This is a genomic window from Streptomyces sp. NPDC003247 (genome assembly GCF_042888135.1).
Taxonomy (GTDB): Bacteria; Actinomycetota; Actinomycetes; order Streptomycetales; family Streptomycetaceae; genus Streptomyces.
Genome location: NZ_JBIAPF010000006.1, coordinates 267,667 through 291,171, shown reverse-complemented (window position 1 = coordinate 291,171; position 23,505 = coordinate 267,667). Strand labels below are relative to the sequence as shown.

General features: G+C 72.7%; 20 protein-coding genes. 12 read left to right on the top strand and 8 right to left on the bottom strand.

The annotated features are described in order from the left end of the window. The first annotated feature begins 25 nt into the window (after positions 1-25). The 9 genes from ACFYWQ_RS22225 to ACFYWQ_RS22185 all read left to right on the top strand — a co-directional run bounded on the left by ACFYWQ_RS22225 (position 26) and on the right by ACFYWQ_RS22185 (position 8,229). Positions 26-832 carry a hypothetical protein gene (locus ACFYWQ_RS22225; protein ID WP_389518591.1) on the top strand — a complete coding sequence of 269 codons (807 nt, stop codon included), beginning with the start codon at positions 26-28 and terminating at the stop codon, positions 830-832. Beyond that, entirely contained in the window at positions 829-1,911 is a 1,083-nt protein-coding gene (locus ACFYWQ_RS22220) for a hypothetical protein (protein WP_389518590.1), read from the top strand. The genes ACFYWQ_RS22225 and ACFYWQ_RS22220 overlap by 4 nt, the downstream gene beginning before the upstream one ends. A 38-nt stretch (positions 1,912-1,949) precedes the next feature. After that, positions 1,950-3,140, top strand: a complete 1,191-nt coding sequence (locus ACFYWQ_RS22215; protein WP_389518589.1) for a Rieske 2Fe-2S domain-containing protein — start codon at positions 1,950-1,952, stop codon at positions 3,138-3,140. A 5-nt stretch (positions 3,141-3,145) separates the two neighbouring features. Beyond that, positions 3,146-3,910 (top strand): hypothetical protein, encoded by a 765-nt coding sequence (locus tag ACFYWQ_RS22210; RefSeq protein WP_389518588.1) that lies wholly within the window; start codon positions 3,146-3,148, stop codon positions 3,908-3,910. Then, a complete protein-coding gene (locus ACFYWQ_RS22205) occupies positions 3,907-4,881 on the top strand; it encodes a hypothetical protein (RefSeq protein ID WP_389518587.1) in 975 nt (324 codons plus the stop codon). Before ACFYWQ_RS22210 ends, ACFYWQ_RS22205 begins: the two co-directional genes overlap by 4 nt. A gap of 374 nt (positions 4,882-5,255) precedes the next feature. Next, a complete protein-coding gene (locus tag ACFYWQ_RS22200; protein ID WP_389518586.1) occupies positions 5,256-6,122 on the top strand; it encodes an SDR family NAD(P)-dependent oxidoreductase in 867 nt (288 codons plus the stop codon). After that, the gene (locus ACFYWQ_RS22195) at positions 6,119-6,874 is read left to right on the top strand and encodes a hypothetical protein (protein ID WP_389518585.1); all 756 of its coding nucleotides are present in this window, start codon (positions 6,119-6,121) and stop codon (positions 6,872-6,874) included. Before ACFYWQ_RS22200 ends, ACFYWQ_RS22195 begins: the two co-directional genes overlap by 4 nt. Continuing rightward, positions 6,871-7,617 (top strand): arylmalonate decarboxylase, encoded by a 747-nt coding sequence (locus tag ACFYWQ_RS22190; RefSeq protein ID WP_389518584.1) that lies wholly within the window; start codon positions 6,871-6,873, stop codon positions 7,615-7,617. Before ACFYWQ_RS22195 ends, ACFYWQ_RS22190 begins: the two co-directional genes overlap by 4 nt. A gap of 99 nt (positions 7,618-7,716) precedes the next feature. Further along, positions 7,717-8,229 (top strand): hypothetical protein, encoded by a 513-nt coding sequence (locus ACFYWQ_RS22185; RefSeq protein WP_389518583.1) that lies wholly within the window; start codon positions 7,717-7,719, stop codon positions 8,227-8,229. Between the two features lie 102 nt (positions 8,230-8,331). Here ACFYWQ_RS22185 and ACFYWQ_RS22180 read toward each other — a convergent pair whose 3' ends face one another. Continuing rightward, complete coding sequence (locus ACFYWQ_RS22180; protein ID WP_389518582.1) at positions 8,332-8,493, bottom strand: hypothetical protein; 162 nt, start codon at positions 8,491-8,493, stop codon at positions 8,332-8,334. Between the two features lie 87 nt (positions 8,494-8,580). Between ACFYWQ_RS22180 and ACFYWQ_RS22175 the strand changes: the two genes are divergently transcribed. Continuing rightward, positions 8,581-9,519, top strand: coding sequence for a hypothetical protein (locus ACFYWQ_RS22175; RefSeq protein ID WP_389518581.1), 939 nt, complete (start codon positions 8,581-8,583; stop codon positions 9,517-9,519). Positions 9,520-9,524: 5 nt separating this feature from the next. On the opposite strand, the gene sbnA is transcribed toward ACFYWQ_RS22175, so the two are convergent. From sbnA to ACFYWQ_RS22150, 5 genes are all read right to left on the bottom strand, one after another. Further along, on the bottom strand, positions 9,525-10,595 hold the full coding sequence (gene sbnA / locus ACFYWQ_RS22170; protein WP_389518580.1) for a 2,3-diaminopropionate biosynthesis protein SbnA: 1,071 nt from the start codon (positions 10,593-10,595) through the stop codon (positions 9,525-9,527). Positions 10,596-10,734: 139 nt separating this feature from the next. Beyond that, positions 10,735-11,820, bottom strand: coding sequence for a 2,3-diaminopropionate biosynthesis protein SbnB (gene sbnB / locus ACFYWQ_RS22165; protein WP_389518579.1), 1,086 nt, complete (start codon positions 11,818-11,820; stop codon positions 10,735-10,737). After that, on the bottom strand, positions 11,817-12,824 hold the full coding sequence (locus ACFYWQ_RS22160; RefSeq protein ID WP_389518578.1) for a TauD/TfdA family dioxygenase: 1,008 nt from the start codon (positions 12,822-12,824) through the stop codon (positions 11,817-11,819). The genes sbnB and ACFYWQ_RS22160 overlap by 4 nt, the downstream gene beginning before the upstream one ends. Before the next feature lie 43 nt (positions 12,825-12,867). Further along, positions 12,868-16,155 carry an amino acid adenylation domain-containing protein gene (locus ACFYWQ_RS22155; RefSeq protein ID WP_389518577.1) on the bottom strand — a complete coding sequence of 1,096 codons (3,288 nt, stop codon included), beginning with the start codon at positions 16,153-16,155 and terminating at the stop codon, positions 12,868-12,870. A 55-nt stretch (positions 16,156-16,210) separates the two neighbouring features. Continuing rightward, positions 16,211-18,784: a Pls/PosA family non-ribosomal peptide synthetase gene (locus tag ACFYWQ_RS22150; RefSeq protein WP_389518576.1), complete on the bottom strand. Its 2,574-nt coding sequence runs from the start codon at positions 18,782-18,784 to the stop codon at positions 16,211-16,213. 442 nt (positions 18,785-19,226) lie between these two features. On the opposite strand from ACFYWQ_RS22150, the gene ACFYWQ_RS22145 reads away from it, so the two are divergent. After that, positions 19,227-20,021, top strand: a complete 795-nt coding sequence (locus ACFYWQ_RS22145) for an MBL fold metallo-hydrolase (protein ID WP_389518575.1) — start codon at positions 19,227-19,229, stop codon at positions 20,019-20,021. A gap of 27 nt (positions 20,022-20,048) precedes the next feature. Here ACFYWQ_RS22145 and ACFYWQ_RS22140 read toward each other — a convergent pair whose 3' ends face one another. After that, positions 20,049-20,699 carry a TetR/AcrR family transcriptional regulator gene (locus ACFYWQ_RS22140; RefSeq protein WP_389518574.1) on the bottom strand — a complete coding sequence of 217 codons (651 nt, stop codon included), beginning with the start codon at positions 20,697-20,699 and terminating at the stop codon, positions 20,049-20,051. Positions 20,700-20,752: 53 nt separating this feature from the next. Between ACFYWQ_RS22140 and ACFYWQ_RS22135 the strand changes: the two genes are divergently transcribed. Beyond that, positions 20,753-22,039 carry an oxygenase MpaB family protein gene (locus ACFYWQ_RS22135; protein WP_389518573.1) on the top strand — a complete coding sequence of 429 codons (1,287 nt, stop codon included), beginning with the start codon at positions 20,753-20,755 and terminating at the stop codon, positions 22,037-22,039. On the opposite strand, the gene ACFYWQ_RS22130 is transcribed toward ACFYWQ_RS22135, so the two are convergent. Beyond that, a complete protein-coding gene (locus tag ACFYWQ_RS22130) occupies positions 22,036-23,448 on the bottom strand; it encodes an amino acid permease (RefSeq protein ID WP_389518572.1) in 1,413 nt (470 codons plus the stop codon). The two genes, ACFYWQ_RS22135 and ACFYWQ_RS22130, sit on opposite strands and share 4 nt — an antisense overlap. Between the last annotated feature and the right edge of the window lie 57 nt (positions 23,449-23,505).

Here is a 23,505-nt window from a genome sequence, read left to right as displayed (position 1 = left end):
CCCACAGTCGCCCCCGAGGAGCGTGATGGCCGAGACCCTCAAGGCCGTGCAGGACATGACGGACGCGGCCCCCGTCACCGACGTCACCGAGACCTTCCACCAGTGGCAGGAACTGCTGGCGGAACTGAAGAAGAAGATCGACGCCCGCTTCCGGCTGACCCGCGACCCCTCCACGCTCGCCCTGGACGACTACGGCAACCCGCCCGACAGCCCCGGCGGCTCCCTGGCCGCCTACAGCGGGCCCGAGGTCGACTGGATGGTCCACTCCTGGCTGGGCAACCCCACCCGGGGGTTCGCCAACCTCCACCTGACCGTGTGGCTCGGACCGCAGGTCCGCGTCCCCCACCTCGCCGTCGCCCTCCTGTGCTGGCCCGGCGGCTGGTTCTACCTCGACTCCGTCCCCCGCGCCCACCTGCTCGCCGACGGCCCGTACTACGACCGCTACTACGCCCCGCTGGACGCGGAGTGGCTGGAGGTCCGCGAGCGCCACCCGCGGCTGGAGTGGTTCACCAGCCGGGCCGGGTTCATCCGCGCCAGTCTCTCCCCGACCGCCCACTGCTACAGCCTGCCGCGCGACGAGGAGCACATCGGTCTCGTCCGCCGCCTCACCCACGCCCACGTGGACCGCTGGCTGGGCTGGGTCGACGCCGCCGAGACCGTCCCCGAGGACGAGCGGCCCGCCCTCGCCGCCGCCGACCTGGCCACCCGCCGCAACATCGCCGAACGCGACCCGGCCAACGTGATGGGCGTGCGCTACTTCGGGCAGGAGACCACCGACCGGCTGGTGCGGGGCCTGTGGGGCGGCGACCGCGCACTGCCGAGGCCGAGATGACCGGCACCGCACACCCGGACCACCCGGACCACCCGGACCACCCGGACCACCCGGCCCACCGCCCGGCCCACCCGGCTCACCCGACCCATCCGGACGGGGACCCGGCCGTCCCCGTGCGCGCCCTGTGGTGGGCGTGCCGCGTGCCCGGCCTGAAGGAACCTTTCGACACCGCCCACCTGCGCGTCTTCCACCCGGCCCGGCCCACCGGCTCCGACGCCGAACGACTGACCGGGGAGATTCCCGCCGATCCGGCCGACGCCCCCTACCCGGTGGTCGTGCTGCTGCCCGGCATCAACGTCGGCCAGGACGCCTACCGGTGGCTCGCCGTCGCACTGGCCCGGGCCGGCCTGGTCGCGGTCACCGCCGACCTGGTGGGGGAGCTCTTCGCGGGCAGCCACGGACTCACCCCCGCCGTCGACCTGGAGGCCGCCTCGCCCGCCGGCTGGGGCACCCGGCCGACCAGCCCGCTCATCGGCGCCCTGCTGGGCGCCCTGCGCGACCTCGGCCGGCGGCCTCCGCTCGACGGCCTGCTCGACCTCGACCGGGTGGCCCTCGGCGGCCACTCGGCGGGCGGCACCGTCGCCCTCCAGTCCGCCGCCCTCACCCCGGGCGTCCGCGCGGTGTTCGCCTACGCCGCCCACACCCTGGTCGCCGGCCTGCTGGGCTGGCCCGAGGGAACCGTCCTGCCCGTCGGCCCGGGCCCGTCCGTCCTGCTGCTGTCCGGCGAGCACGACGGTGTGATCGCGGCCAGCAGCGACCGCTACACCTCCGCCCGCGGCCCCTGGGACCCGGTGCTGCGCACCTTCGAGGAGGCCGTGCCGGGCGCGGACGGCGCCAGCGCCTGGGCCCGGCTCGCCGGCGCCGGCCACTTCACCGCCTGCGACCCCTACGACCCCACCGCCTCCCGCGGCTTCCTGGAGACCGCCGCCGGTGACCCGACCGCCCCCCGAGCCCTCCTCGGGCGCCTGGTCACCGACTTCTGCCGGTCCCGGCTGCGCGCCGACGCGTCCGCCGGCCGGCGCCTGGACGACCTGCTCGGCGCCCCGCACCCCGGACTCCTGGACGTGCGCCGCCGCTGAGACCCACCCCCGAACGACCCGAGGAGCGCCTCCCCGCCATGCTCAAGAACTTCTGGTACGCGGTCGAGTTCGCCGACCGCGTCGGGCGCGAGCCCGTCAAGGTGGTCTGTCTGGGGCAGAGCCTGGTGCTGTACCGCACCCAGGACGGCACCCCCGTCGCCCTGTCCGACCTGTGCGCCCACCGGGGCGCCGCCCTGTCGATGGGCACCCTCTCCGGCGACTGCGTCGTCTGCCCCTACCACGGCTGGCGCTTCGACCCCGAGGGCGCCTGCACCACCATCCCCGCCAACCTCCCCGGCCGCGGCATCCCCAGGAAGGCCCGCGTCGACTCCTACCCGGTACGGGAACGCTACGGCTTCGTCTGGGTCTTCCTCGGCGACCTGCCCGAGCAGGAGCGCCCGCCGATCCCCGTCTGGCCCGAGTTCGACGAACTGATCGCCGACGGCGGCCGGTTCCGCACGGTCACCGGCGAGTACCTGTGGCACTCCAACTACGAGCGCATCCTGGAGAACGGCTGCGACATCGCCCACACCCCCTTCGTGCACGCGGGCGCCTTCGGCAACCCCGACCGCCCCGAGGTCGAGGAGTACGTCCTCGACCAGCCCGACGAGTGGTCGGCGTTCGCCACCGTCGCCCTGCACCCGCCGGCCGCCCGGGGCCTGTGGGCCCGGCTCTACGCCGACCGCGTCTCCCAGGGCAAGGAACGGCCCCCCGTGGTCACCACGGCGGGCTGGATGCTCCCCAACATGATCAAGCTGCATGTGCGCCTGCCCTTCGGCAACATGATCGTCTACGACACGAACATCCCCCTCGACGAGACCACCACCCTGGTCAAGTGGGTCGCCCTGCGCGACTTCTTCACCGGCTCCTGGGCCGACGCCAACGCCCGCAAGCGCGTCCACCGCATCTTCGGCCAGGACGCCCCCGTGGTCGACGGCACCCGCCCCGAACTCCTCCCGGCCGACCTGGGCGCCGAACTCCACCTGCGCTCCGACCTGATCTCCGTGGCCTACCGGCGCAAACGGCAGGAACTCGCCGCCAAGGGCTGGACGGTGGGCCCCGCCGACCGCATCACCGGCGACGTGCCCGAACGCACCTCGACCGTGATCCCCTCCCCGGGCCGCCGCGCCCTGCCCGAGTTCGCGCGCGCCTGGGAACAGAAGGCACACGGCTTCCATCCGACCGTCGAGGGCGCCGAACACGGCGCCGGGCAACCGGAGAGCGAGTGACCGACATGACCGACACCCCCGCCCCGCCCAGCCCTCCCGCGGCCCTGTCCGACGCCGTGCTGGACCGCCTGCTCGCCGCCACCGGCGTGCACGAGGTCCCCACCCCCTGGGCCGAGTTGACCGGCGCCGCCTTCCCCGGCCCGGTCGGCTCCGTACGCTGCTTCCACGGTGCCGGACCCGTCGCCTCCGTCGTCCGGATCTCCCTGGTCGTACCCCCCGTCGGCCTGGACAGCCACATGGTGTTCGCCTTCGGCGCCGCCGACGGCCCGCTGCCGCACTTCACCCTGGACGCCGTCCGCACCGGCGACGCCTACGCCTTCCACCTCGACCTGGTGCAGCGCGCCGACCTCGCCCCGCACCCCGCCTACACCGACCGGGTCTACGGGCCGCTCACCGGGCACCACGCCCACGCCGAGGCGCTGCCCGGCCTCAGCCCCGCGCACATCGGCCCGCGCCAGCGCTCCCTGATGTCGCCGTGGATGCTCGTCCACCGGGCCGACGAGGCCGCGCTCACCGCGATCGGCCCCGTGGCCACGGCCTACCTCGACCACTGGCTGGCCCTCGCCGCCGACTTCCCCGCCGAGGCGGCCGAGGAGGTCAAGGCCACCGACCTCGCCGACCGCGACCGCCGGGTGCGCGCCCTGCTGTTCAGCCGCGAGATCGACCCCGTGTGGGCCCAGGTGGACCGGCTCCTCGGCGCGCGGACCACCGACGCGCTGCGCGCCCTGCTCATCACCGGCAGCCCCGTCCCCCCGGAGGACGCCCCATGAGCGACACCCCCGCCCCCGCCGGGGGCCCCAGCGACTGGCAGCGGCGCATCACCGGCGAGTGGCACGGCCGCCCCTCCCTGTTCGACGCCGCCGGCACCTGGCAGGGCTTCGAGGACATCCGCCGCTCCTCCGAGTACGCCGACGGCGCCACCGTCTACCGCATGGACGGCGGCCTGGAGGGCGGCGGCCCGCTGGCCGGCCGGTTCCGGCTGGCCGCCCCGTTCGCCTTCGGCGTCACCGACGGCGACGACAGCCGCCTCTACCGCGGCCCCGACTTCCACGGCAGCGGCCAGCCCTACGGCTCCTTCGTGGACGCCCGCTACTACGGCCCCGGCTGGCAGGTCGGACTCAACACCTGGAACCACGTCCTGTCCGACGGCGACACCCAGGTCTACTCCTCGATGCTCTACCAGGGCTGGACCGTGGTCGGCTGCTTCAACGGCGTCTACTGGCGCACCACCGACCACGACACCGACCCCGCCACCCGTCAGGAGATCGCCGCCCATCTGGCCGCGGAGACCCGCTGCGGGCCCGTCCCGTGGATCCTGCCCACCAAGGAGGCGGGCATCTTCACGGGGGAGTGCGAGCTGTGGGGTGCCGACCAGAAGCCGCTCGGCACGGTCCGCGTCGAGGACCGCCTCACCCCGCTGGACCTGCTGCGCACCGAGCACCGCGTCCGGTGGAGCGGCGGCGGCCTGGACCGGGACACCACCGTGGTGCGCCGACGCGACGGCACCCGCGAGTTCTGGGAGGGTCCCGGCGCCTGGGGCAGCGCGCAGGCGTTCGGCCGCGCGAACTACCCGGTGTGGCACTTCGCCGGCGACGACGTCCGGGTGGTGGGGCGCGAGTTCGCGCTCGACGCGACGCCCGGAATGGGCGCGGGCGGCCGGCTCGCCGTCACCTACGAACTGTTCACCGGACAGACCCTGTCCACCGTCCTCCACGGCGTCCTCGACTGGACCACGACATGACCGCCCCGTCCCCCGCCGCCCCGACCACGCCCGCCGCGGGTCCCGCCGGCCCTATCACGCCCGCCCCGGTCCCCGCCGGCCCTGCTACGCCCGCCCCAGGCCCCGCCGCCCCGGCCACGCCCGCCCCGGCCCCCGCTGGCCCTGTCACGCCCGCCGCGGGTCCCGCCGGCCCTGTCACGCCCGCCGCGGGCCCTGCCGGGCCTGCTACACCCGCCGCGGGTCCCGCCGGCCCGGCCACGCCAGCCCCAGGCCCCGCCGGGCCTGGTACGCCCGCTTCGGCCCCCGCCGGCCCCGTCACACCCGCCAGGCTCTCCACGCCCGCCCCAGGCCCCGCCAGCCCTGTCACACCCGCCCCGGGTCCCCCCGGCCCCGTCGTGGTCGTCACCGGAGGTACCCGTGGCATCGGGTACGGCCTGGTCCGCGCCTTCCTCGACCGGGGCTGCCGGGTCGCCCTGTGCGGCCGTGTCCCGGACACGGTCGAGGCGGCGGTCGCCGCGCTCGGCGCGCCGCCCGGCCGGGTGCTCGGCCTCCCGGCCGACGTCACCGACCGCGACCGGCTCGCCGCGCTCTGGGACGCGGCGCACGACGCCTTCGGCACCGTCGACGTGTGGATCAACAACGCCGGCGCGGCGACCGCCCGCCGCCCCCTGTGGGAGCTGTCCGCCGCCGAGACCCGCGCGGTCACCGAAGCCAACCTGCTGGGCGTCGCGCACGGCTCGGCCGTCGCCACGGCCGGCTTCCTCGCCCTGGGACGCGGCAGCGTCTGGAACATGGAGGGCTTCGGCTCCGACGGCCGCCTGCTGCCCGGTCTCGGCGCCTACGGCGCCACCAAACGGGCCGTCGCCTACCTGACGCAGGCGCTCGCGACCGACCTCCGCCACCGGGCGGGTCGGCGACCGCACGACGTCCGCGCCATGGCGCTGTCACCGGGCATGGTGGTCACCGACGTCCTCACCCACGGCTACACCCCCGAGGAGTACGCGCGGGTCCGCAAGGTCCTCGACATCCTCGCGGACCGGGTCGAGACCGTGACGCCCTGGCTCGCCGACCAGGTCCTGTCGGGCCGCACCCGCAACGGCGGCCGCGTCGCCTGGCTCACCCGCCGCAAGGCCGCCGCCCGCTTCGCCACGGCCGCCTTCCGGCACCGCCACGTCATGCCCGACCTGCCCGCCGCCGACCGTCCCCGCGCCGGCACCGACGACCCGGCCCGCCCCCGCCACGCCGAGGAGGCGGACCGATGAGCCACCCCGCCGACTACCCGCTCTCCCTCGCCGTCGAGGACTTCGTACCCGTCGTCCTGACCACGGCCGCCGCGGTCCGCCTGATCACCCCGGCCGCGGCCACCGGACGGCGCGGCCGTCTGACGGCCGCCGGCGGCGCGCTGCTCATCGCGGCGGGCGGCCTGTCCAAGGCGGTGTGGAAGCTGGTCGTGGCCCTCGACGGCCCCGACCTCCAACCCCTCAACACGGCCCTGTTCCCCCTGCTGTCGGCGGGTTTCCTGCTGCTGGCCCTCGCCCTGCTGCGGCTGCCGCCGCCCGCCCCGCAGAGCCCCGCACCCGCCCCCGCCCCCGGGGAGATCCGCCGGCTGGAGCGGACGTTCGCCGTGCTCTGGCCGGCCACCGCCACCGTCTGCCTGGCCCTGCGCTCCACGGCCCCCGCCCTGGTGCTGACCGTCGCCGCCGTCACCGTCTGCGCCGTACGGCTGATCCTCCTCGCCCGCGGGGCCGGCGACACCTGGGCCGCCGGGGCGGCCGGCGTCTGGCTCCTGGGCATGTACGTCCTCGGACCGCTCGCGGCCCGGCCCGACCAGAGCGTCGCCCTCCAGTGGGTGGAGCAGTCCTGCAACACCCTCACCCAGGCCGCCGTGGTGGTCGCGGCCCGGCGGCTCGCCGCCGCCCTGCCGGGCCCGGCCGCCGCCCCCACTCCTCCTCACCCGCCCGGCCCGCCCGGGCCGGCCACGCCCACCGACGACGACCGGACGGTGACCCCATGACCCACGCCCTGGGCTGGCGCCGCAAGTTCGGCGTGATCGCGCCGAGCACCAACACCATCGTGGAACCCGACTTCTACGGCATGACCGTCCCGGGCGTGACCGCCCACTTCTCCCGCATCCACATCCGCGACCAGAACATGGCGGGCGACGCGGGGATGACGCGGCTGCTGGAGCAGATCCGCGACGAGATCGGCGCCGCCTGCGAACGCGTCCTCACCTGCGAACCCGACTACATGGTGATGGGCATGTCCGCCGAGACCTTCTGGGGCGGCATCGAGGGCAACCGCGCGTTTGTGCGGCAGATCCACGACCTCACCGGCCTCCAGGTCGCCACCGGAGCCGAGGCCTGCGAGCGCGCCCTGCGCCTCTTCGGGGCCCGGCGGATCGGCATCGTGACGCCGTACCAGCCCGTCGGCGACGCCAACGTACGGCGCTTCTTCACCGAAATCGGCTTCGAGGTGGCCGGCATCACCGGACTGCGCTGCCCCACCGCCGTGTCCATCGCACACGTCACCGAGGCCGAACTGGACCGGGCGCTCACCGGCCTCGCGGCCCTGCCCGACGTCGACGCCCTGGTGCAGTGCGGCACCAACCTGTCGATGGTCGGCCTCGCCGACCGCGCCGAACGCCGGCTCGGCCTGCCCGTCATCGCCATCAACGCGGCCACCTGGTGGATGGCACTGCGGGACAACGGCATCGACGACAAGGTCGAGGGGGCGGGCACCCTGCTGCGCGACCACTGACCCACCCCGGCCGCCGGGCGCACCACAGGTGGCGGCGACCCCACGCGGTGATCCGGGGTCACCGTGACGGCGGTCGGGGTGGGCTGGCAGGGTGGGGGCGTGCGTGAGTCCAAGGATCAGACGGCCCAGGTCACCGTCGCGGAACTCGTCCGGCAACGCTGGGGGACCGTCCTCGACGAGACGGACGTCCTGGCCCGCTTCCGGGAACCGGGCTGGTCCTACCAGGAGCAGGTGCTCCGCCCGTGCCCCGCCTGCGAGGCACCGCTGCACTCGCTGCGCCGCCCGTACGAGTCGGCGGGCCGTCAGTATCGCTACGTCGCCGTGGTCTGCCCGGCCTGCCCGCACGCGTACACCCTCGCCGACCTGGGCGTGAAGACCTACGACAAGCTGACGGCCCTGCCCGGGGCCCGCGCCGCCGCGACCGCCCCGGCGACGCCCCCGCCACCGAGGCCGCCACCGCCACCCCGGCCGTCCCCGGTGCGACGGCGACCGCGGCCCGACCCGTCCCGCCCGGCACACCTCCCACCGGTCGGCCCGCGGCGCCCGTCTGGCCGCCGGATCTACCCCTGCCCGCGGAGACCGAGAGACGTGCCCTGCTGTGGTGCAAGGTGACCGACCCCGGATGGCGGCCGTCCGAGCAAGCCCTGGCCGCAGTCCGGCCCCGGCCGGCGGGCCGAATGGCAGGCCCGCCTCGCCGCCGGATACACCGTCACCTCACGCATCCGCGATCACCTGCCCGACCACGTCCTCGGCGAGGCCGTCCAGGGACGGCTGGCCGACCTGGACCAGGCCGAGAGGTGGTGGACCAAGACCTTCGCCCACCACCAGGGACACCACCACCTCGACCCCCTCCACGACGCCCTCGACTTCCTCCACGACGCCGGATACCTCCACCGCACCCCCGCCCCCGACGGCAACGACCGGCTGACCATCACCGAGGCCGGCAAACTCACCAGCCGCTTCATGGTCGAGGCCGACACCGCCACCACCCTCACCGACGCCCTGCACCTCCTCCCCGTCCCCGGCGACCCCGACGACGCCGAGAACCTGCTCATCACCCTCCTCAGCACCCGCCTGCCCGTCCTCGAACAGGCCCCGTTCACCGAACGTGCCAAAGCAGCCCTCCACCAGGTCCTGCGCACCGGCGGACACACCGACGCGGCCGACGTCCCGCCCACCCCGGAGGACGACCAGGACAAGCCCGCGGCCGGTGATCCCGCCCGTGCCGTCCTGCTCCTGGTGGCCAACAGCCCCGAAGCCTTCCGCACCCGCGGCAGTTACGTCCTGGGCATTCCCGTCGACTCCATGGCCCAGATCCTCGACGAAGCCCGCCGCTACCTCGCCTGGCTCGCCGCCCAGGGCCACCTCGGCACCGTGCACCCCTGGGTGGCCGTCGTCGCGGCGGACCTCGCCCAGCGCATCCGCCGGCGCACCCTGGGCCCCCGCCGGGGATCCGGCCGCCTGCTGTGGATGTACGAACGCATGGCCACCCCCGCCCACGCCCAGCACCTCGTCCCCACCATGTGGCGCGCCGCCCGGCAACGGGGCATCGACGCCCCCGACTGGCCCGGCAGCACACCCCCCGGCACGTGCCGTCTCCCTGCCGACGACTACCGCGCGCTGCTCGCCACCCGCACCACCGGCGTCGAACTCGACCACCGCCCCGACGGCGTCCGCATCCGCGCACCCCGCGGGACCACGGTCCACCTGTGGACCGGCACCGCGGTGGTACGCCTCACCGGCGACGGCACCGCCGCCGACCTTCCGTACCCCCTTTCCGGCTCCGGCCCGGACACCTCGGGACACCACCGCGGGGGAGCGGTGTTCACCCGGGGCGACCACCTCGGTATCGGCTGGCTGTCCGCCTACAACGCCGTCGGCGCGGGCGGGCGGGTGATGTGACGTGCCTACGCCTCACGGTCCTGTTCGCCGCCGTCGCCGCTCTGCGGCTGACGCGGTGAGCGGCTCGCCTGACGCGTGGGCACCACCGGGCCGGCCGCCCAGGACCCGTCGTCCGTCCCGTCCTCGGTGAGCACGTCCTCGCCGTAGAGATGCTGGAGCCAGTTGGACTGGTAGATGGTGTCGAGGTAGCGCTCGCCGAGGTCCGGGGCGATGGCCACCGCCGTGAGGTCGTTCGCGTCGTGGTCGGCCAGCCAGCGCATCGCGCCGCTGACGACCGTACCGGTGGAGCCGCCGAACAGGAATCCGTTCCTGGCCAGACGATGGCAGGCACGGATGGTGTCCGTCTCCTCGACGTGCACCACCTCGTCCACGTAGGACTCGTCGAGCAGCGGCGGACGCATGCTCATCCCCAGGCCGGGGATCATACGGCGGCCCGGCGCACCACCGAAGATCACCGAGCCTGTGGCGTCCACCGCGACGATCCGCACCGGACGGTGCCACTCGCGGAAGTAGCGCGCGCAGCCCATCAGGGTTCCGGTGGTGCCGACGCCGACGAACAGGACGTCCAGGCGAGGGAAGGACTGCGCGATCTCCGGCCCCGTCCTGTGGTAGTGGGCCTTCCAGTTGCTCGGGTTGGTGTACTGGCTCAGCCACACGTACCGGTCGTCGGAATCGGACAGCGCCTGGACGTAGTCGATCCGCGCGCCCAGGAAGCCGCCGTTGGCGTCCAGGTCGGTGATGGTGTGCACCCGGCTGCCCAGGGCCTCCATCAGGAGTCTGGTCGACAGGTTGCACCGGGAGTCCGTCACGCACAGGAACTGGTAGCCCTTGCTCGCGGCGATCATGCTCAGGGCCACGCCGAGGTTGCCGGACGAGGACTCGACCAGGATCGACTCCGGTTTGATGAGGCCCTCCCGCTCGGCGGTCTCGACCATCTCGGTCGCGGCCTTGAGCTTGATCGAGCCGGCGAAGTTGAAGCCCTCGCACTTCAGGAACAGGGAGCGCCCGAAGATGGACTGAAGGTCGACGTAGAGTTGTGGTTCGTTGAAGGCATGGGGAGTCGATATGACGGGCACGACGGCCTCCTCCTCATCTGCAGCAGGACCTGCGGAACGTCCCTCCGGTCGTGGGGGGTGTCATGCCTCCGGTTCCTCGTCGTGTACGGTGCCGGCCCGGCCGGGTGGCGGACGCCGGAGCCGGAGCGCTGCGGGACGCTCATCCGTACCGCCGCAGTTCGTGGAAGAAGTCGTCGACGACGTGCAGCTCTCCGGAGCGCACCACCTCGTCGTAGACGTACTTGCCGACCGCGAGGTCGAGCACCCCGAGGCCGAAGGGCGAGAACACCACCGGCCGGCCCGCCGGCACCGTCACCCGCCCGGCCATCACGTCGTCCAAGGTGCCCTGGAGGAAGTCCCGGTCGCCCGTGAGCTGCTCGGCCAGATGGGGCGAGGTGTCGGCCTTCAGGCAGTGCTCGACGTCGTCGACGATGTTGGTCGAGGCGAGGATGACCTCCGGCGCGAGGTCGCGCAGTGACACGTGCAGCACCAGGGGGGCGTGGGAGAACCACGTGGGGTCGCTGACGTGCGGCTCACCGGCGACGGTGGCGAAGACCACCAGGTCGCTGCCGCGGATCAGCTCCTCGGCGCCGTCGTGCACCGTGATCCGGGCCGTGGTGCCCGACCGTTCGAGGTAGTGGCGGAACCCGGCCGCGCTGTCGGCGGCCAGGTCGTGCACGCCGATCTCGTCGAACGACCAGCCGTTGCCGGCCAGGAAGGTGTGGATGTAGCGGGCGATCAGGCCGGTGCCGAAGAACCCGACGCGCGTGGGCCGGGTCCGGCCCCGGCTGAGCCGGTCGGCGGCCAGCGCCGCCGACGCGGCCGTCCGGGTGGCGCTGATGACGGAACTCTCCAGGCAGGCGAACGGGTAGCCGGTGTCCCGGTCGTTGAGGATCAGCACGGCGGACGCCCTGGGGATCCCGGCCCGTACGTTCTCCGGGAAGCTGGAGATCCACTTCAGTCCGTCCACCCGCACGTGTCCGCCGATCGAGGCCGGCAGTGCGATGATCCGGGAGGACGGACGGTCGGGGAACCGCAGGAAGTACGACGGCGGGTTCACCGAGTCGCCGGCGCCGTGCAGCCGGTAGGTGGCCTCGACCAAGTCGACGATCGCCTTCTCGCGCCCCGCCAGCACCTGCTGGACCTGGGCGCCGGAGATCACCGCGAAGGGGGGCACGGGGTGCGGCTCGGTCGTCACGGACGCGGTCACGTCGGTGGGAACGGTGGTCGTCGGACGGCTGGTCATCGGGCTGTCTCCTGGAAGGTCGGCGAGGACGCGGACGGTCGTACCGGGTCGGCCATCGCGACGAGTACGTCGCGCGGCCCCGCGTAGGGCTCCCGGCTGTGCGCGGTGCGGATGTTGTCGACGAGCATCAGGTCGCCGGCCTGCCAGGGCTCGCGTGCGGTGTTGGCCTCGTACACCTTGTTGAGGAGCTGCACGACGTCCTCGCCGATCGGGTCGCCGCCTCCGAAACGGGTGTTGAAGGGCAGCCCGTCGGCGCCGTATTCCTCGACGAGGTACTCGCGGACCTCGGGCGCCAGCGTCCACTCGTTGAGGAAGGCGATCTGGTTGAACCAGCAGCGCCGGCCGGTGACCGGATGGCGCGTCACGGCGCTGCGGCGCTGCCTCGTGCGCAACGTCCCGTCGGGCCGCCAGTCGTACTCGATCGCGTTGGCGCGGCAGTACCGCTCGACGGCGCCCCGGTCGTCGGTGCCGAACGCCTCGCCGACGGACGACCCGATCTCGTCGTTGTAGCTGCGGGTGAGCAGCCAGCCCTCCCGCTCGAAGCGGTCGGTCAGCTCGGTGGGCAACTGCTCCAGCACGGTCGCCGCGTCGGCCACTCCGGTCGCCCCGCCCTCGTCGGGCGCGGTGAGGCAGGCGAACAGCATCAGGCCGGGGACCTCGAGCGTGTAGCTCAGCTCGTGGTGCATGCACATGGGCTGGTTCGGCGGCCACTGCGCCGAGGAGTACACGCCGTCCGCGTACGCCTGCCGGGGCGCGAAGGCCTCCCGCTCGGTCATCAGCCCGGTGCTCAGCCGCTCGAAGACGGCGCGCGCCCCGGGCACGTCGCGCAGCCCGAGGCCGCGGACCAGGACGCAGCCGTGCTCGGCGACGACGGCACGCAGCGCCTCCCGGTGCCCGGCCGCCCACCCCGGCGCGTCGCCGGGGGTGGCGGCCCGCAGGACCGGGGGCCGGCCGGGTCTGAACTCGACGTCGTCCAGTGGCGACGCCGGTGATGTGGGGGACATCCCGTATTCCTTTCGATGTGCGTGGGGTGCGGCCGTGCACCGCTCAGGGAGCAGGGAGCAGTTCGGTGGCGCGCAGGACGACCTGCGCCGCCTCGGCCGGACGGGTACGCAGGAAGTAGTGGCCGCCCTCGTCGAGTTCGTGCAGGTCGACGCGGGTGGCGAGGAGTTCCCAGTCGCGGTGGCGACGTGGGTGACCGGCGGTCACCGGGTCGTCGGCGGCGACGACCACGGTGAGCGGCGCGGACAGCTTCACCACCGGGGGAGTGTCGAGGAGACCGGCGAGATGGCCGTGCGCCGACACGAAGTCGTGCCGGTAGGCGGCACCGACGTGTGCGGCGCGCTGCGCGTCCAGCTCGTGGAGCTGGGTGCAGCCGCCGTCCCGGCTCAGCCTCGCGGCGATCTCGGCGTCGCTCCGCGCGCTCAGCTCGGTGACCGCGTCGCGTGGACCCGCGGTGTCGCCGGGCAGCAGAGCGGCGACGAACACCCGTCGGACGTCCCGCCCGCGCTCCTGAAGCTGCCTGGCCGTCTCCACGGCGAAGGCCGCGCCCGAGGAGTGACCCCACAGCAGGACGTCGGACAGGCCGCGGTCGGCGATCTCGGCGACGACCTGGGCGACGACGTCCTCGAACGGCGCGAAGGGCTCGCTCTCGGCGGCCACGTCGTGACCGGGCAGCTCGACGGCGAAGACGGCGATCCCACTGCCCCGCAGCGCCCTGGCCATCGGCTGGAAGTTCACCGCGTTGCCGCCCGCGTAGGGGAAGCACACCAGGACACCGGTCGGTGTGCCCTCCGGCTCGTACAGGCACTGGAGCAGCCCGGGACGCCGGTCGGACCTGCCGTCGACCAGGGCGGCCAGATCGGCGAGGACCGGATGACGGGTCACGTCCTTGAGCGACACCGCGCGGTCCAGGGTGATCGCCAGCTTCACGGCCGACAGCGAGGTGCCGCCCCGGTCGAAGAAGTGGTCCCGTCGATCGATCCGGTCCTGCGGGATGCCGAGCACGTCCGCCCAGGCGGCCGCCAGCCGCCGCTCGGTCGGCGTACCCGGCGCCCGGTGGCCGTCGTCGACGTCCTCGACGGCGTCGAGGTCCGCCGCGAGCGCCGCCAGTGCCCTCTTGTCGGTCTTGCCGTTGGCGGTCAGCGGCAGCCGCTCCCGCCAGTGGAAGGCCGACGGCACCATGTACGGCGGCAGCGATGCGCGCAGCCGGTCCCGCAGGTCCTCCGCGGGGCAGGGCCGCGGGCCGGTGCAGAAGGCCACGAGGCGTTTGCCCCCGTCGGGTCCCTCGACGACCACCACCGCGCCGTCGCGGACACCGGGCACCCGCAGCAGGGTGTTCTCGATCTCCCCGATCTCGATCCTGAAGCCACGGATCTTGACCTGGGTGTCGCGGCGTCCGAGGAACTCCAGCTTGCCCTCGGGCAGCCAGCGGCCGTGGTCGCCGCTGCGGTACAGCCGGGCTCCCGCGCGGTGCGGATCGGGCAGGAAGGCCTGTGCGGTGCGCTCCGGGTCGTTGACGTATCCGCGGCCGACGCACACACCGGAGAAGACGATCTCGCCGGGCGCGCCGAGCGGCACCGGCGACAGCCCCTCGTCGACGACGTAGACGTGCACATTGCCGACAGGGGGGCCGAGCGGGACCCGTTCGCGGTCCGGCACCCGGTCCATGACCTCGTGGTTGGTGTCGTCGGAGGTCTCGGTCAGGCCGTACGCGTTGACCAGCTTGATGCCGGGCTCGGCCGTGAACCAGCGCTGCGTCAGCTCCTTCTTCAACGCCTCACCGGTCACGGACACGCACCGCAGGGCGGGCAGCTCACGCGGGTGCTGCTCCAGGTACGCCAGGACGACTTCGAGGTACGACGGGACGACCTGGAGCACGGCGACCCGGCCGCGGGCGATCCGGTCGACGAACCTCTCGACGTCCAGGATCACCTCCTGCTCTACCAGCAGGGTCCGGCCGCCGACCAGGAGCGCGGACAGCAGCTGCCACAGCGAGATGTCGAAGCACTGGGGCGCGGTCTGGGCGACCACGCGGCCCTCGCCGATCTCCAGGTCGTCGATCTTGGCGTAGAGGTGGTTGAGCAGGCCGGCGTGCTCGCACATCGCGCCCTTGGGCTCTCCCGTGGAGCCGGAGGTGAAGTAGATGTAGGCGAGCTGGTCCGCGGTGACGGCGACGCCCGGGTCGTCGTCGGCGTGGCCCTCGTCGTACGCCGTGCCGATGACGAGCTTGTGGACGCCGGGGAGCGCGTCCAGGGCCCGGTCGAGCGAGTCGGTGCCGGAGGGTTCGGTGAGCACCAGCCGGCACTCGGCGCGCGTGAGCATGGCCGCGATGCGGTCGGCCGGGAAACGCGGCTCGACGGGCAGGTACACGCCTCCGGCCTTGAACACCGCGAGGACGGAGGCCATCCAGTCCAGGTTCCTCTCGGTCACCACCGCGACGACGCCTTCGCGCCGCAGCCCGCGGGCCAGCAGGGCCCGTGCCAGCCGGTTGGCACGGGCGTTGAGTTCCCGGTAGGTCCACTGCCGGTCGCCGTGCATGGCGGCGACGGCGTCCGGGTGGTCCTTCACCCGCTGCTCGAACACCTCGTGCGCCCGGGCGTCCGGCAGGGTGCGACGCGGTCCGGCCAGTCCTTCGAGCTGGAACCGGAGCTCCTCGGCGGACAGCAGGCTCTGCCGCGCGTGCTCGGCTTCCGGGTCCGCGGCGATGAGCGCGAGCGCGGTGAGGTGGTAACCGGCGATCCTGGCCGCGCAGTCCGCGTCGAGCACGTCGGTCCGGTACCGCACCCGCAGCGCGGTCCGGCCGCCGTGCTCCGGGAATCCCACCCGGAGCACGGTGTCCGCGTCGAGGCCGCCGCCGACGCCGGCCGGGCGGGGACCGGAGGCCGCGTGCGGATCGAGGACGGTCTCGAACGACGGTTGGGTCAGCCCCAGCTCGCGAACGAGGCCGTCGACCGGGAAGTCCTGACGGGACCGCACCTCCGCCGCGGCACGATGGGTCTCCACCAGCAGCGCCCGCCACGACCGCGGTGCCGTCGTCAGCCGGCAGGGCAACGGCGGGCCGCCCTCCGTGGGCACGTAGCCGGTCGTGACTTCCCGCTCGCCGGACAGCGCGGCGACGACCACGGTGTGCGCGGCCAGCAGCACGGAGTCCACCGGTATCGCGAGGGCCTTCGCCAACCGGCGTACGGCCTCCATGACGTCGCCCGGGACCGTGCTCTCGTGCTCGGCGACGCCCGTCACCGGACGGAGCGTCCACCGCGGGATCGTGGTGGGTCCTCCGGCGGTGAGCACACCGCGCCAGAACTCCCGATCCGCCACTGCTCGCGTTGCCATCGTTCCGTCCCTCTCCACTCGCCAAGGCCACCGTGTCTGTCGCTGTCGCCGCCGGTCAGGGCAGCTGCACTGCCGTCGTCGCCGCCGGCGGACGGGGGGTGTCCCGCATCTCCGCGGCGGGGTTCCCGCCCCACCGCGCGTGCCGGGGGACTTCCTCCCCCTTCATCAGGAAGGAGTCGGGCGCGAGCACCGATCCGTCGCCCATCGTCACGCCGTAGTGGACGTGGGTGCCGATACCGAGGGTGACTCCGTCGCCGATCGTGCTGCGGTCGGACTTGAACGTGCCGTCCTCCTGCGAGTGGCACTGGACCTTGCTCCCCACGTTGAGGGTGCAGCCGTTGCCGATGGTGGTGAGCTGCCGCTCCGTGATGTAGCAGCCGTCGTCGAAGACCCTGCTGCCGAGCCGCACCCCCAGGAGGCGCCAGAGCGCGGTCTTGAACGGGGTGCCGTTGAAAATCTGGAGGTGCTCGTCAGGCACCTTCCACAGCCGCTCGTGCCACCAGAAGTACGGTTCGTAGATGGAGCACAGGCGCGGTCGCAGCCCGCGGAAGGCCACGACGGCACGCTCCACCAGGGCGTAGTAGAGGGGGGTGAACACCAGGCTGAACACCAGGAACGCCGCGATCGACACATGTTCGAAGGAGTCGTACAGTTCGACGTCCGCGAAGCCGACCGCCGTGAGCACGAAGAAGTACAGCCACCGTACGAACAGGAAGAGGACCATCGACCGGATGTTGTAGCGGTTCTTCGCGGCCAGGCTGCGACGCAACGCGTCCCCGGTCCGCAGGTGGTCGAACCGGGAGTCGCGCTCCACCGACCGGGGAATCTCGAAGCACGGTGAGCCGAGCAGACCCACCCCCTCGCGTACCTCGCCGTCGAGCGGAATCATCACCTTCGTCGCGAGCAGGCAGTTGTCGCCCGTCCTGCCCCCGGCCGGATAGGCGATGTTGTTCCCGAGGAAGTTGTGAGGCCCGATCGACACCCGGGACACCCGGAACGACGTACTTGAGAAGTCGGCGTTGACGATGGACAGGCCGTCGGCGACCATCGTGCCGCTTCCCACGGAGCACAGATAAGGGGTCTCGTGCTGCACCTCCGTGCCGAAGTTCGACCCGGTCTGCTCCACCTGGGACAGGTCGTACCCCAGGCCGCGCAGATAGTGGACGATGTAGGAGCTGTCACCGAACAGCCATTTGAAGAACTTCACATTGGTGATGCGTGTGATCGCCCGGTGCGTCGAGTAGTGGAATCCGTACAGCGGATACACCCTGTCCGGTTCGATGACCAGATTCATCAGACGGGGAACGGCGAACAGAGCGGCGGCGCCCACGACGACGCATCCGAAGAAGAGAACCGAGGAGACGACCAACGCGTCGATGTACAGCTCCGGCGACACGAGCCCCGCAGCTCCCGGGCCCAGCCGGTCGCTCAGCGCGGGCACCTGTGTCAGCAGCATGTACGGTCCCCCGACGGCCAACGGCACGGCGAGGAGGAACAGCTGGACCACGGTGGCGAGGGCGAAGCCGGCCCGGCGCAGGGCGCCGCACGGGGCGGGCGGGACCCGCACGTAGTCGACGTCCGTGCGCTGCGCCGGAGAGCCGTGCCACCGCTGGCCGTCCGGGACCGCCTGGCCCCGGTGGAGCGAGGACGTGTGGCCGAGCTGCGCCCCGTCGCCCAGGGAGGTGTCGATGTCGAGCACGGTCTTCTCGCCGATGAACGCGTCCCGGCCGACAGTGACCCGGCCCGTCTGGATGCGGCCGGCGTGCGCCCGGTAGCAGAGGAAGAACGACTCCTTGCGGATCACCGTCCCGGCGCCGATGGTGAGCAGGTCGGTGCAGACCGGGACCGAGCGGGAGAGGATCGTGACATCCTTGCCGATCCGTGCGCCGAGGGCCCGGAGGTACAGCACGTACAGGGGATTGCCGACGAAGAAGACCATCGGGTTGGCGTGGAGCAGCACCTTGACGGTCCAGAAGCGCAGATAGGTCAGGCCCCAGACCGGGAATTCCCGCGCGGTCCACCGGCCGACGAGGATCCACTTGGCCGCGATCGGGAAAGCGCACATGCCGACGAGGGCGGCGCCGCCGAACGCGACCGATCTCAGGTAGAGGTCGGGCAGATCCGATCCCGCGGACACCCATTCATAGCCGCGGGCGGTGATCAGTGCGGCGGTGAACGAATAGGCCAGAAAAAGCAGGAACTGCATCGCTCCGCAGAGGGTGTACTGAAGCGCGCCGGCCGGAGAACCCGCCTCCGGCGGTGTCGGGTCAGGTGAACCCGCGGTGACGTGCGGCGCGGCGGTACCGGTGGTGGACGTGACGTCCGTATCGGCGAGCGCCGTCGCCAGGCTGCGGACCGTCGGATGGCGGTAGACGTCCTTCATCGACACGGACGGCAGATCGGCGCGCTTCCTGACCCGTGCGCAGAACTGGGCCATCACCAGTGAATTGCCGCCGAGGTCCGTGAAGAAATCACTGTCGAACGGCACCTGGTCGACGGATATGACGCCGGCGAGGATCTCGGCGAATTCCCTCTCCACGACTCTCGACGGGCTGCTGTCCGCCGGCGGGGTCCGTTCCGCCGGCGAGACGCTGGTGCTGCACGTGGCGACTGCGGATTCATTCGGCATGGTCGTCGTGAGAGACTCGGCAGATTTGTCCACCAATGCGAACTCCTTGAGGGAATGTTGATCGGCGTCGACCGGTGTGCCCGGCGTCCGGTGGCCTCGCCCCGAGTGCGGTCCGCTGCGCGGCCACGGCCGTCCGGGCGCTGCGAGGTCACCTGTGCGTGGCCTCCCGAAACCGGCTTCAGCATCCGTCGTCCACCGGCGGCGTGCCACTCGACTCGATCGCCGTGGCGCGACAGGAGGGCCCCTGGAGGCCGGTGGGCTCGCCTTCCGGGCGCCTCGGCGAAGGATCCGCGGTTCAGGGGCCGGTTACTGCGCTCGGGGGGTCGTTAGCCCGGCCGGGAGCGGCGTGCGCCGCGGCGTCGGCGGATGTCCTCGGACCGGGTGTTTAGCGAACGACCGTGTGCTAAATTTTGGCGAACGATCGTACGTCAAGGGGGCGGCTGTGCGGATCAGATGGCTGGGCTGGGCCGGAGTGGAACTCGAAGCGCAGGGCGAGAGCCTGGTCATCGACCTGCTCGGCCGGCCCGAAGGCGTCCTGGAGGGAACCGGCCTGTCGGCCCCCATGCCGACGGTCACGCCCCCGCACACACAGGGCGATGTGCTCGCGGGGCTCTGCACGCACCTGCACCGGGACCACACGGACGCGGCCGCGCTCGCCCGGGCACTGCGCCCCGGAGGCACGGTGCTGCACCCCCGGCCCTTCGGCGGCGACGACCACGAGAATCTCTGGACGCTCCAGGCCGACGGCGAACTCACCCGCTGGGATCTGCCCCGCCGGGCGATGGGACTGTGGGAGACCACCACCGTGGGACCGTTCACCGTCGCGGCGGTCCCGGCGGTCGACGCGCTCGGCGACCCGCAGGTGTCCTGGGCGGTCGAGGCCGGCGGAAAGCGCGTCATCCACCTGGGCGACAGCATGTTCCACGGCTACTGGTGGCGCGCCGCCCACCGGTTCGGCCCCTTCGACGCCGTGCTGACGCCCATCAACGGACCGACCGTGTGTTTCCCGCACTGCCAGCCGGCGAGCCCGTACCCGGCCTCGCTCGACGCCGAGCACGCGGCCGTGGCCGCGCGACTGCTGGGAGCGGGAATCGCGGTGCCGATCCACTACGACGGATTCCACATCACCGGCTTCTACGACACCCGGCCCGACGAACTGTCCCGTTTCCTCGACGCGGCCGCGCCCGAGGCGTACGAAGCCCTCGCCCTCCGGCCGGGCGAAGCCGTGAGTCTCTGACCCACCCGGCCGAGCCCCCGGCGGGCGTCACGAGGCCGGCCTGAGGTAGTTGAGAGCGAGGTGGGTGAGCTCCTCGACGAACCGCTCCCTCGGGATCGGCGGCCGGTCGAGGAGATACCGCACGGTGAGGTGCTCGACCGTGCGCACCAGCATCCACACCGCCGTGTCGAGGGAGGTGTCCGGCCGCAGTCCCCGGCGCCGTGTCGTCAGATAGGCGAGGACCAGCTCCCCGACGCGCTGCTCGAAGGCCCGCAGCGTGCGACCGTCGTCGAGCCGGGGGCCCTCCTCGACCGCCGCACGCAGGAACGGCGGCTCCACGTCGAGTCCGTCGAGCAGCGCCGTGAGGGTGCTCCGGACGACCACGGGCGCGGACTGCTCGAACTGGCCCGACATACGGGCGGTGACACGGGAGACGAGTGCGTCGCTGTAGCGCTCCAGAACCGCCGAGACGATGGCGTCCTTGTGCGGGAAGTACTGGTACAGCGAGCCGGGGCTGACCCCGGCCGCCGCCGCGATCCGGCTGGTCGACGCCCCCTCGTAGCCGTGTTCGGCCAGGACCCGCCCACCGGCGTCGAGGATCCGCTCCACCATCGCCCGGGACCGTTCCTGGCGCGGCGTCCTGCGCGGCGGGACGCGAGCGGCCGTGGTGCGCCGCGCGCCGGGACGGGGCGATGACATGGGCGTCAGAACGCGAATTGAACGCGAGTACGAGAAGCCGTCAGCATCGACACATGGTCGCACACGAGCCCGCGCAGCGTGAGAGCCCCGTCGGGCCGGATGACCTGACGGCGCCCCCGCCCACGCCCCCGTACCCGCGACGCTTCCGCGAGACCGAGAGCCTCAACCGCCGTCTCGGCAGGCCGCTGCGCATGCTCCTGTTGCGCCGGGGCGGCGTGGACCCGGCCCTGCTGGCGTCCATCGGCGAGCGGCTCATGGCACGCGACGAGATCGGGGCGGCGCTGGCGAGCGCCATGAGGACCTCCGACGCGGCGGATCCGGAGAGGGTGTCGATGAGACAGTTCCGGCGCGCCCTCGCCGACGGGATCGACGCGGTGCCGTCGGCGCCCCGGGCGCTGCGCGACTTCTTCGCCGCGGTCGACGCCGTACCGGCCTGGGTCGACTTCGACCTGGTCGACGAGGGCGGCCGGGTGGCCCGCAGGTTCGGCCGCAACTCCGCCGACGTCATGTTGCAGCTGGCACTGATCGGCTCCTACCGGTTCGACGGACCGCCCAATCTGCTGGTCGAGACCGGCGGCCTGACCGGTGGATCCGCACTGCGCCGGATCGCCGAGACCCAGCAGTGGGCGACCGCGGTCACCGGCCACGACGCGATGCGCCGCGACGGCCAGGGCTTCCGCCTCACGGTGCACGTCCGCCTCATGCACGCCCTGGTCAACCACGCGGCCGAGCGGAACGGGCGCTGGGACACCGACCGTTGGGGGCTGCCGGTCAACCGGTCCGACCTGGCCGCCACGCTCGGCCTGTTCAACGCGGTCCAGCTGCTCGGAGTCCGGCTCCTCGGGGTCCGTGTCACACGCGCCGAGTCGCGGACCCTGATGCACCTGTGGAAGTACGTGGGCCACCTGATGGGCGTGGACGAGGACTGGCTCTTCGACCGCGAGCTTGCGCAACACCGTTTCAACTACCACCTGTTGCTCACCCAGAGCTACGGCGGTGCGGCCGGCCCGCCGCTGGCCAACGCCCTCGTGGCGGCCCAGGGCTCCCTGCACTTCACCCGCTTCGCCCGGGTGCGCCGCGCCTATGCCCGGGCGCGGCTGCTGAGCATGCTGCGCTACTTCCTCGGCCGCCGGGGCATGCGGGACCTGGGCCTGCCCGCTTCCCTGCCCTGGGCCGTGCCGCCCCTGCTGGCCGCCAACCTCCTGCGGTACCACGTCCTCGGCCGCACCGCGGCGGGCCGCGCCTACCTGCTGCGCAGCGGCGACCGGTTCGTCCGGCGGCATCTGCGGCGACACTTCGGCGAGCAGGCCCCGGACGTCGGTGCCCTGCCCACCACTTAACGGCGGGCCAGCTCGGACCGCCGGTACGAGTACCCGAAGTAGATCACGAGGCCCAGCGCGAACCACACGGCGAAGCGCACCCAGGTCTGCCACCGCAGGAACGTGATCAGCCAGATCGAGAAGACGATCCCCACCGCCGGCACGAACGGCATCCACGGCGTACGGAACGTCCGCGGCAGCTCCGGCTGCCGGTACCGCAGCACGATCACCGCCGCGCACACCACCACGAACGCCAGCAGGATGCCGATGTTGGTCAGCTCGGCCGCCTCGCCGATCGGCAGGAACCCGGCGATGGAGGCCGAGGCGAACCCGACGATCCAGGTGACGCGGGTCGGGACGTGCCGTGTGGGATGCGTCTTGGCGAACCACTCGGGCAGCAGCCCGTCGCGGGCCATCGCGAACCACACGCGGGTCACGCCCAGCATGAAGGTGAACATGACCGTCAGGATGCCGATGATGGCACCCACCGCGATCACATCCGCGAGCCCGCTCAGCCCCACCGACTTGAACGCCGTCGAGAACCCGCTCTCCGGGTCGATGTCCTTGTAGTCCTGCATGCCCGTGAGCACCAGGCAGGCGGCCACGTACAGCACCATCGAGATCGCCAGCGAGTAGAGGATCGCCTTCGGCATGTGCCGCTGCGCGTCCTTCGACTCCTCGGCCGCCGTGGACATCGCGTCGTAGCCGAAGACCGCGAAGAACACGGTCGCCGCACCGGTGAACGCGCCGCTGATGCCGAACGGGAAGAACGGCGTGTAGTTGTCGGTGTCGATGTAGAAGACGCCGACCCCGATGACCAGCAGCACGACCAGCACCTTCAGCACGACCACCGCGGTCTCGAAGCGGGCCGCGTTCTTGATCCCGAGGTTCAGCAGGTACGCGATGAGCAGGCACAGCAGCGCGGCGAACAGGTCGATGCGGTGCCCGCCGCCGGTGCCGGGCGCCCCCAGCATCCAGGCGGGCAGGTCGGCGCCCGTCTCGCCGACGAGGAAGCTGAAGTAGCCGGAGATGCCGATCGCCACCACCGCCACGATCGCCGTGTACTCCAGCAGCAGGTCCCAGCCGATGAACCAGCCCACGATCTCGCCGAGCACCGCGTAGCCGTACGTGTACGCCGACCCCGCCTTCGGGATGAGCCCCGCGAACTCCGCGTACGACAGCGCCGCCGCGGCGCTGGCCACACCGGCGATGAGGAAGGAGATGAGCACGGCCGGCCCGGCGGTGCCGTTCGCCACGGTGCCCGCGAGGGTGAAGATGCCCGCGCCGATGATGCCGCCCACGCCGATCGCGGTGAGCTGCCACAGCCCGAGCGACCGTTCCAGCCGGGTGCCCTCGACGAGTTCCGTCTCCTCGATGTGCTCAATGGGTTTGCGGCGGAGAATTCCCTCACCCGTACGGAGCCTGGCCATGTGCCTCACCTCTTTGTGATCAGCAAAAGGCTGACGGCGGATCATGATGGCTCAGCG

Coding starts and splice junctions, on each gene's coding strand:
- ACFYWQ_RS22225 (WP_389518591.1), top strand. CDS start 26: ATGGCCGAGACCCTCAAGGCCGTGCAGGACATGACGGACGCGGCCCCC.
- ACFYWQ_RS22220 (WP_389518590.1), top strand. CDS start 829: ATGACCGGCACCGCACACCCGGACCACCCGGACCACCCGGACCACCCG.
- ACFYWQ_RS22215 (WP_389518589.1), top strand. CDS start 1,950: ATGCTCAAGAACTTCTGGTACGCGGTCGAGTTCGCCGACCGCGTCGGG.
- ACFYWQ_RS22210 (WP_389518588.1), top strand. CDS start 3,146: ATGACCGACACCCCCGCCCCGCCCAGCCCTCCCGCGGCCCTGTCCGAC.
- ACFYWQ_RS22205 (WP_389518587.1), top strand. CDS start 3,907: ATGAGCGACACCCCCGCCCCCGCCGGGGGCCCCAGCGACTGGCAGCGG.
- ACFYWQ_RS22195 (WP_389518585.1), top strand. CDS start 6,119: ATGAGCCACCCCGCCGACTACCCGCTCTCCCTCGCCGTCGAGGACTTC.
- ACFYWQ_RS22190 (WP_389518584.1), top strand. CDS start 6,871: ATGACCCACGCCCTGGGCTGGCGCCGCAAGTTCGGCGTGATCGCGCCG.
- ACFYWQ_RS22175 (WP_389518581.1), top strand. CDS start 8,581: ATGGTCGAGGCCGACACCGCCACCACCCTCACCGACGCCCTGCACCTC.
- sbnB (WP_389518579.1), bottom strand. CDS start 11,820: ATGACCAGCCGTCCGACGACCACCGTTCCCACCGACGTGACCGCGTCC.
- ACFYWQ_RS22160 (WP_389518578.1), bottom strand. CDS start 12,824: ATGTCCCCCACATCACCGGCGTCGCCACTGGACGACGTCGAGTTCAGA.
- ACFYWQ_RS22155 (WP_389518577.1), bottom strand. CDS start 16,155: ATGGCAACGCGAGCAGTGGCGGATCGGGAGTTCTGGCGCGGTGTGCTC.
- ACFYWQ_RS22150 (WP_389518576.1), bottom strand. CDS start 18,784: ATGCCGAATGAATCCGCAGTCGCCACGTGCAGCACCAGCGTCTCGCCG.
- ACFYWQ_RS22140 (WP_389518574.1), bottom strand. CDS start 20,699: ATGTCATCGCCCCGTCCCGGCGCGCGGCGCACCACGGCCGCTCGCGTC.
- ACFYWQ_RS22135 (WP_389518573.1), top strand. CDS start 20,753: ATGGTCGCACACGAGCCCGCGCAGCGTGAGAGCCCCGTCGGGCCGGAT.
- ACFYWQ_RS22130 (WP_389518572.1), bottom strand. CDS start 23,448: ATGGCCAGGCTCCGTACGGGTGAGGGAATTCTCCGCCGCAAACCCATT.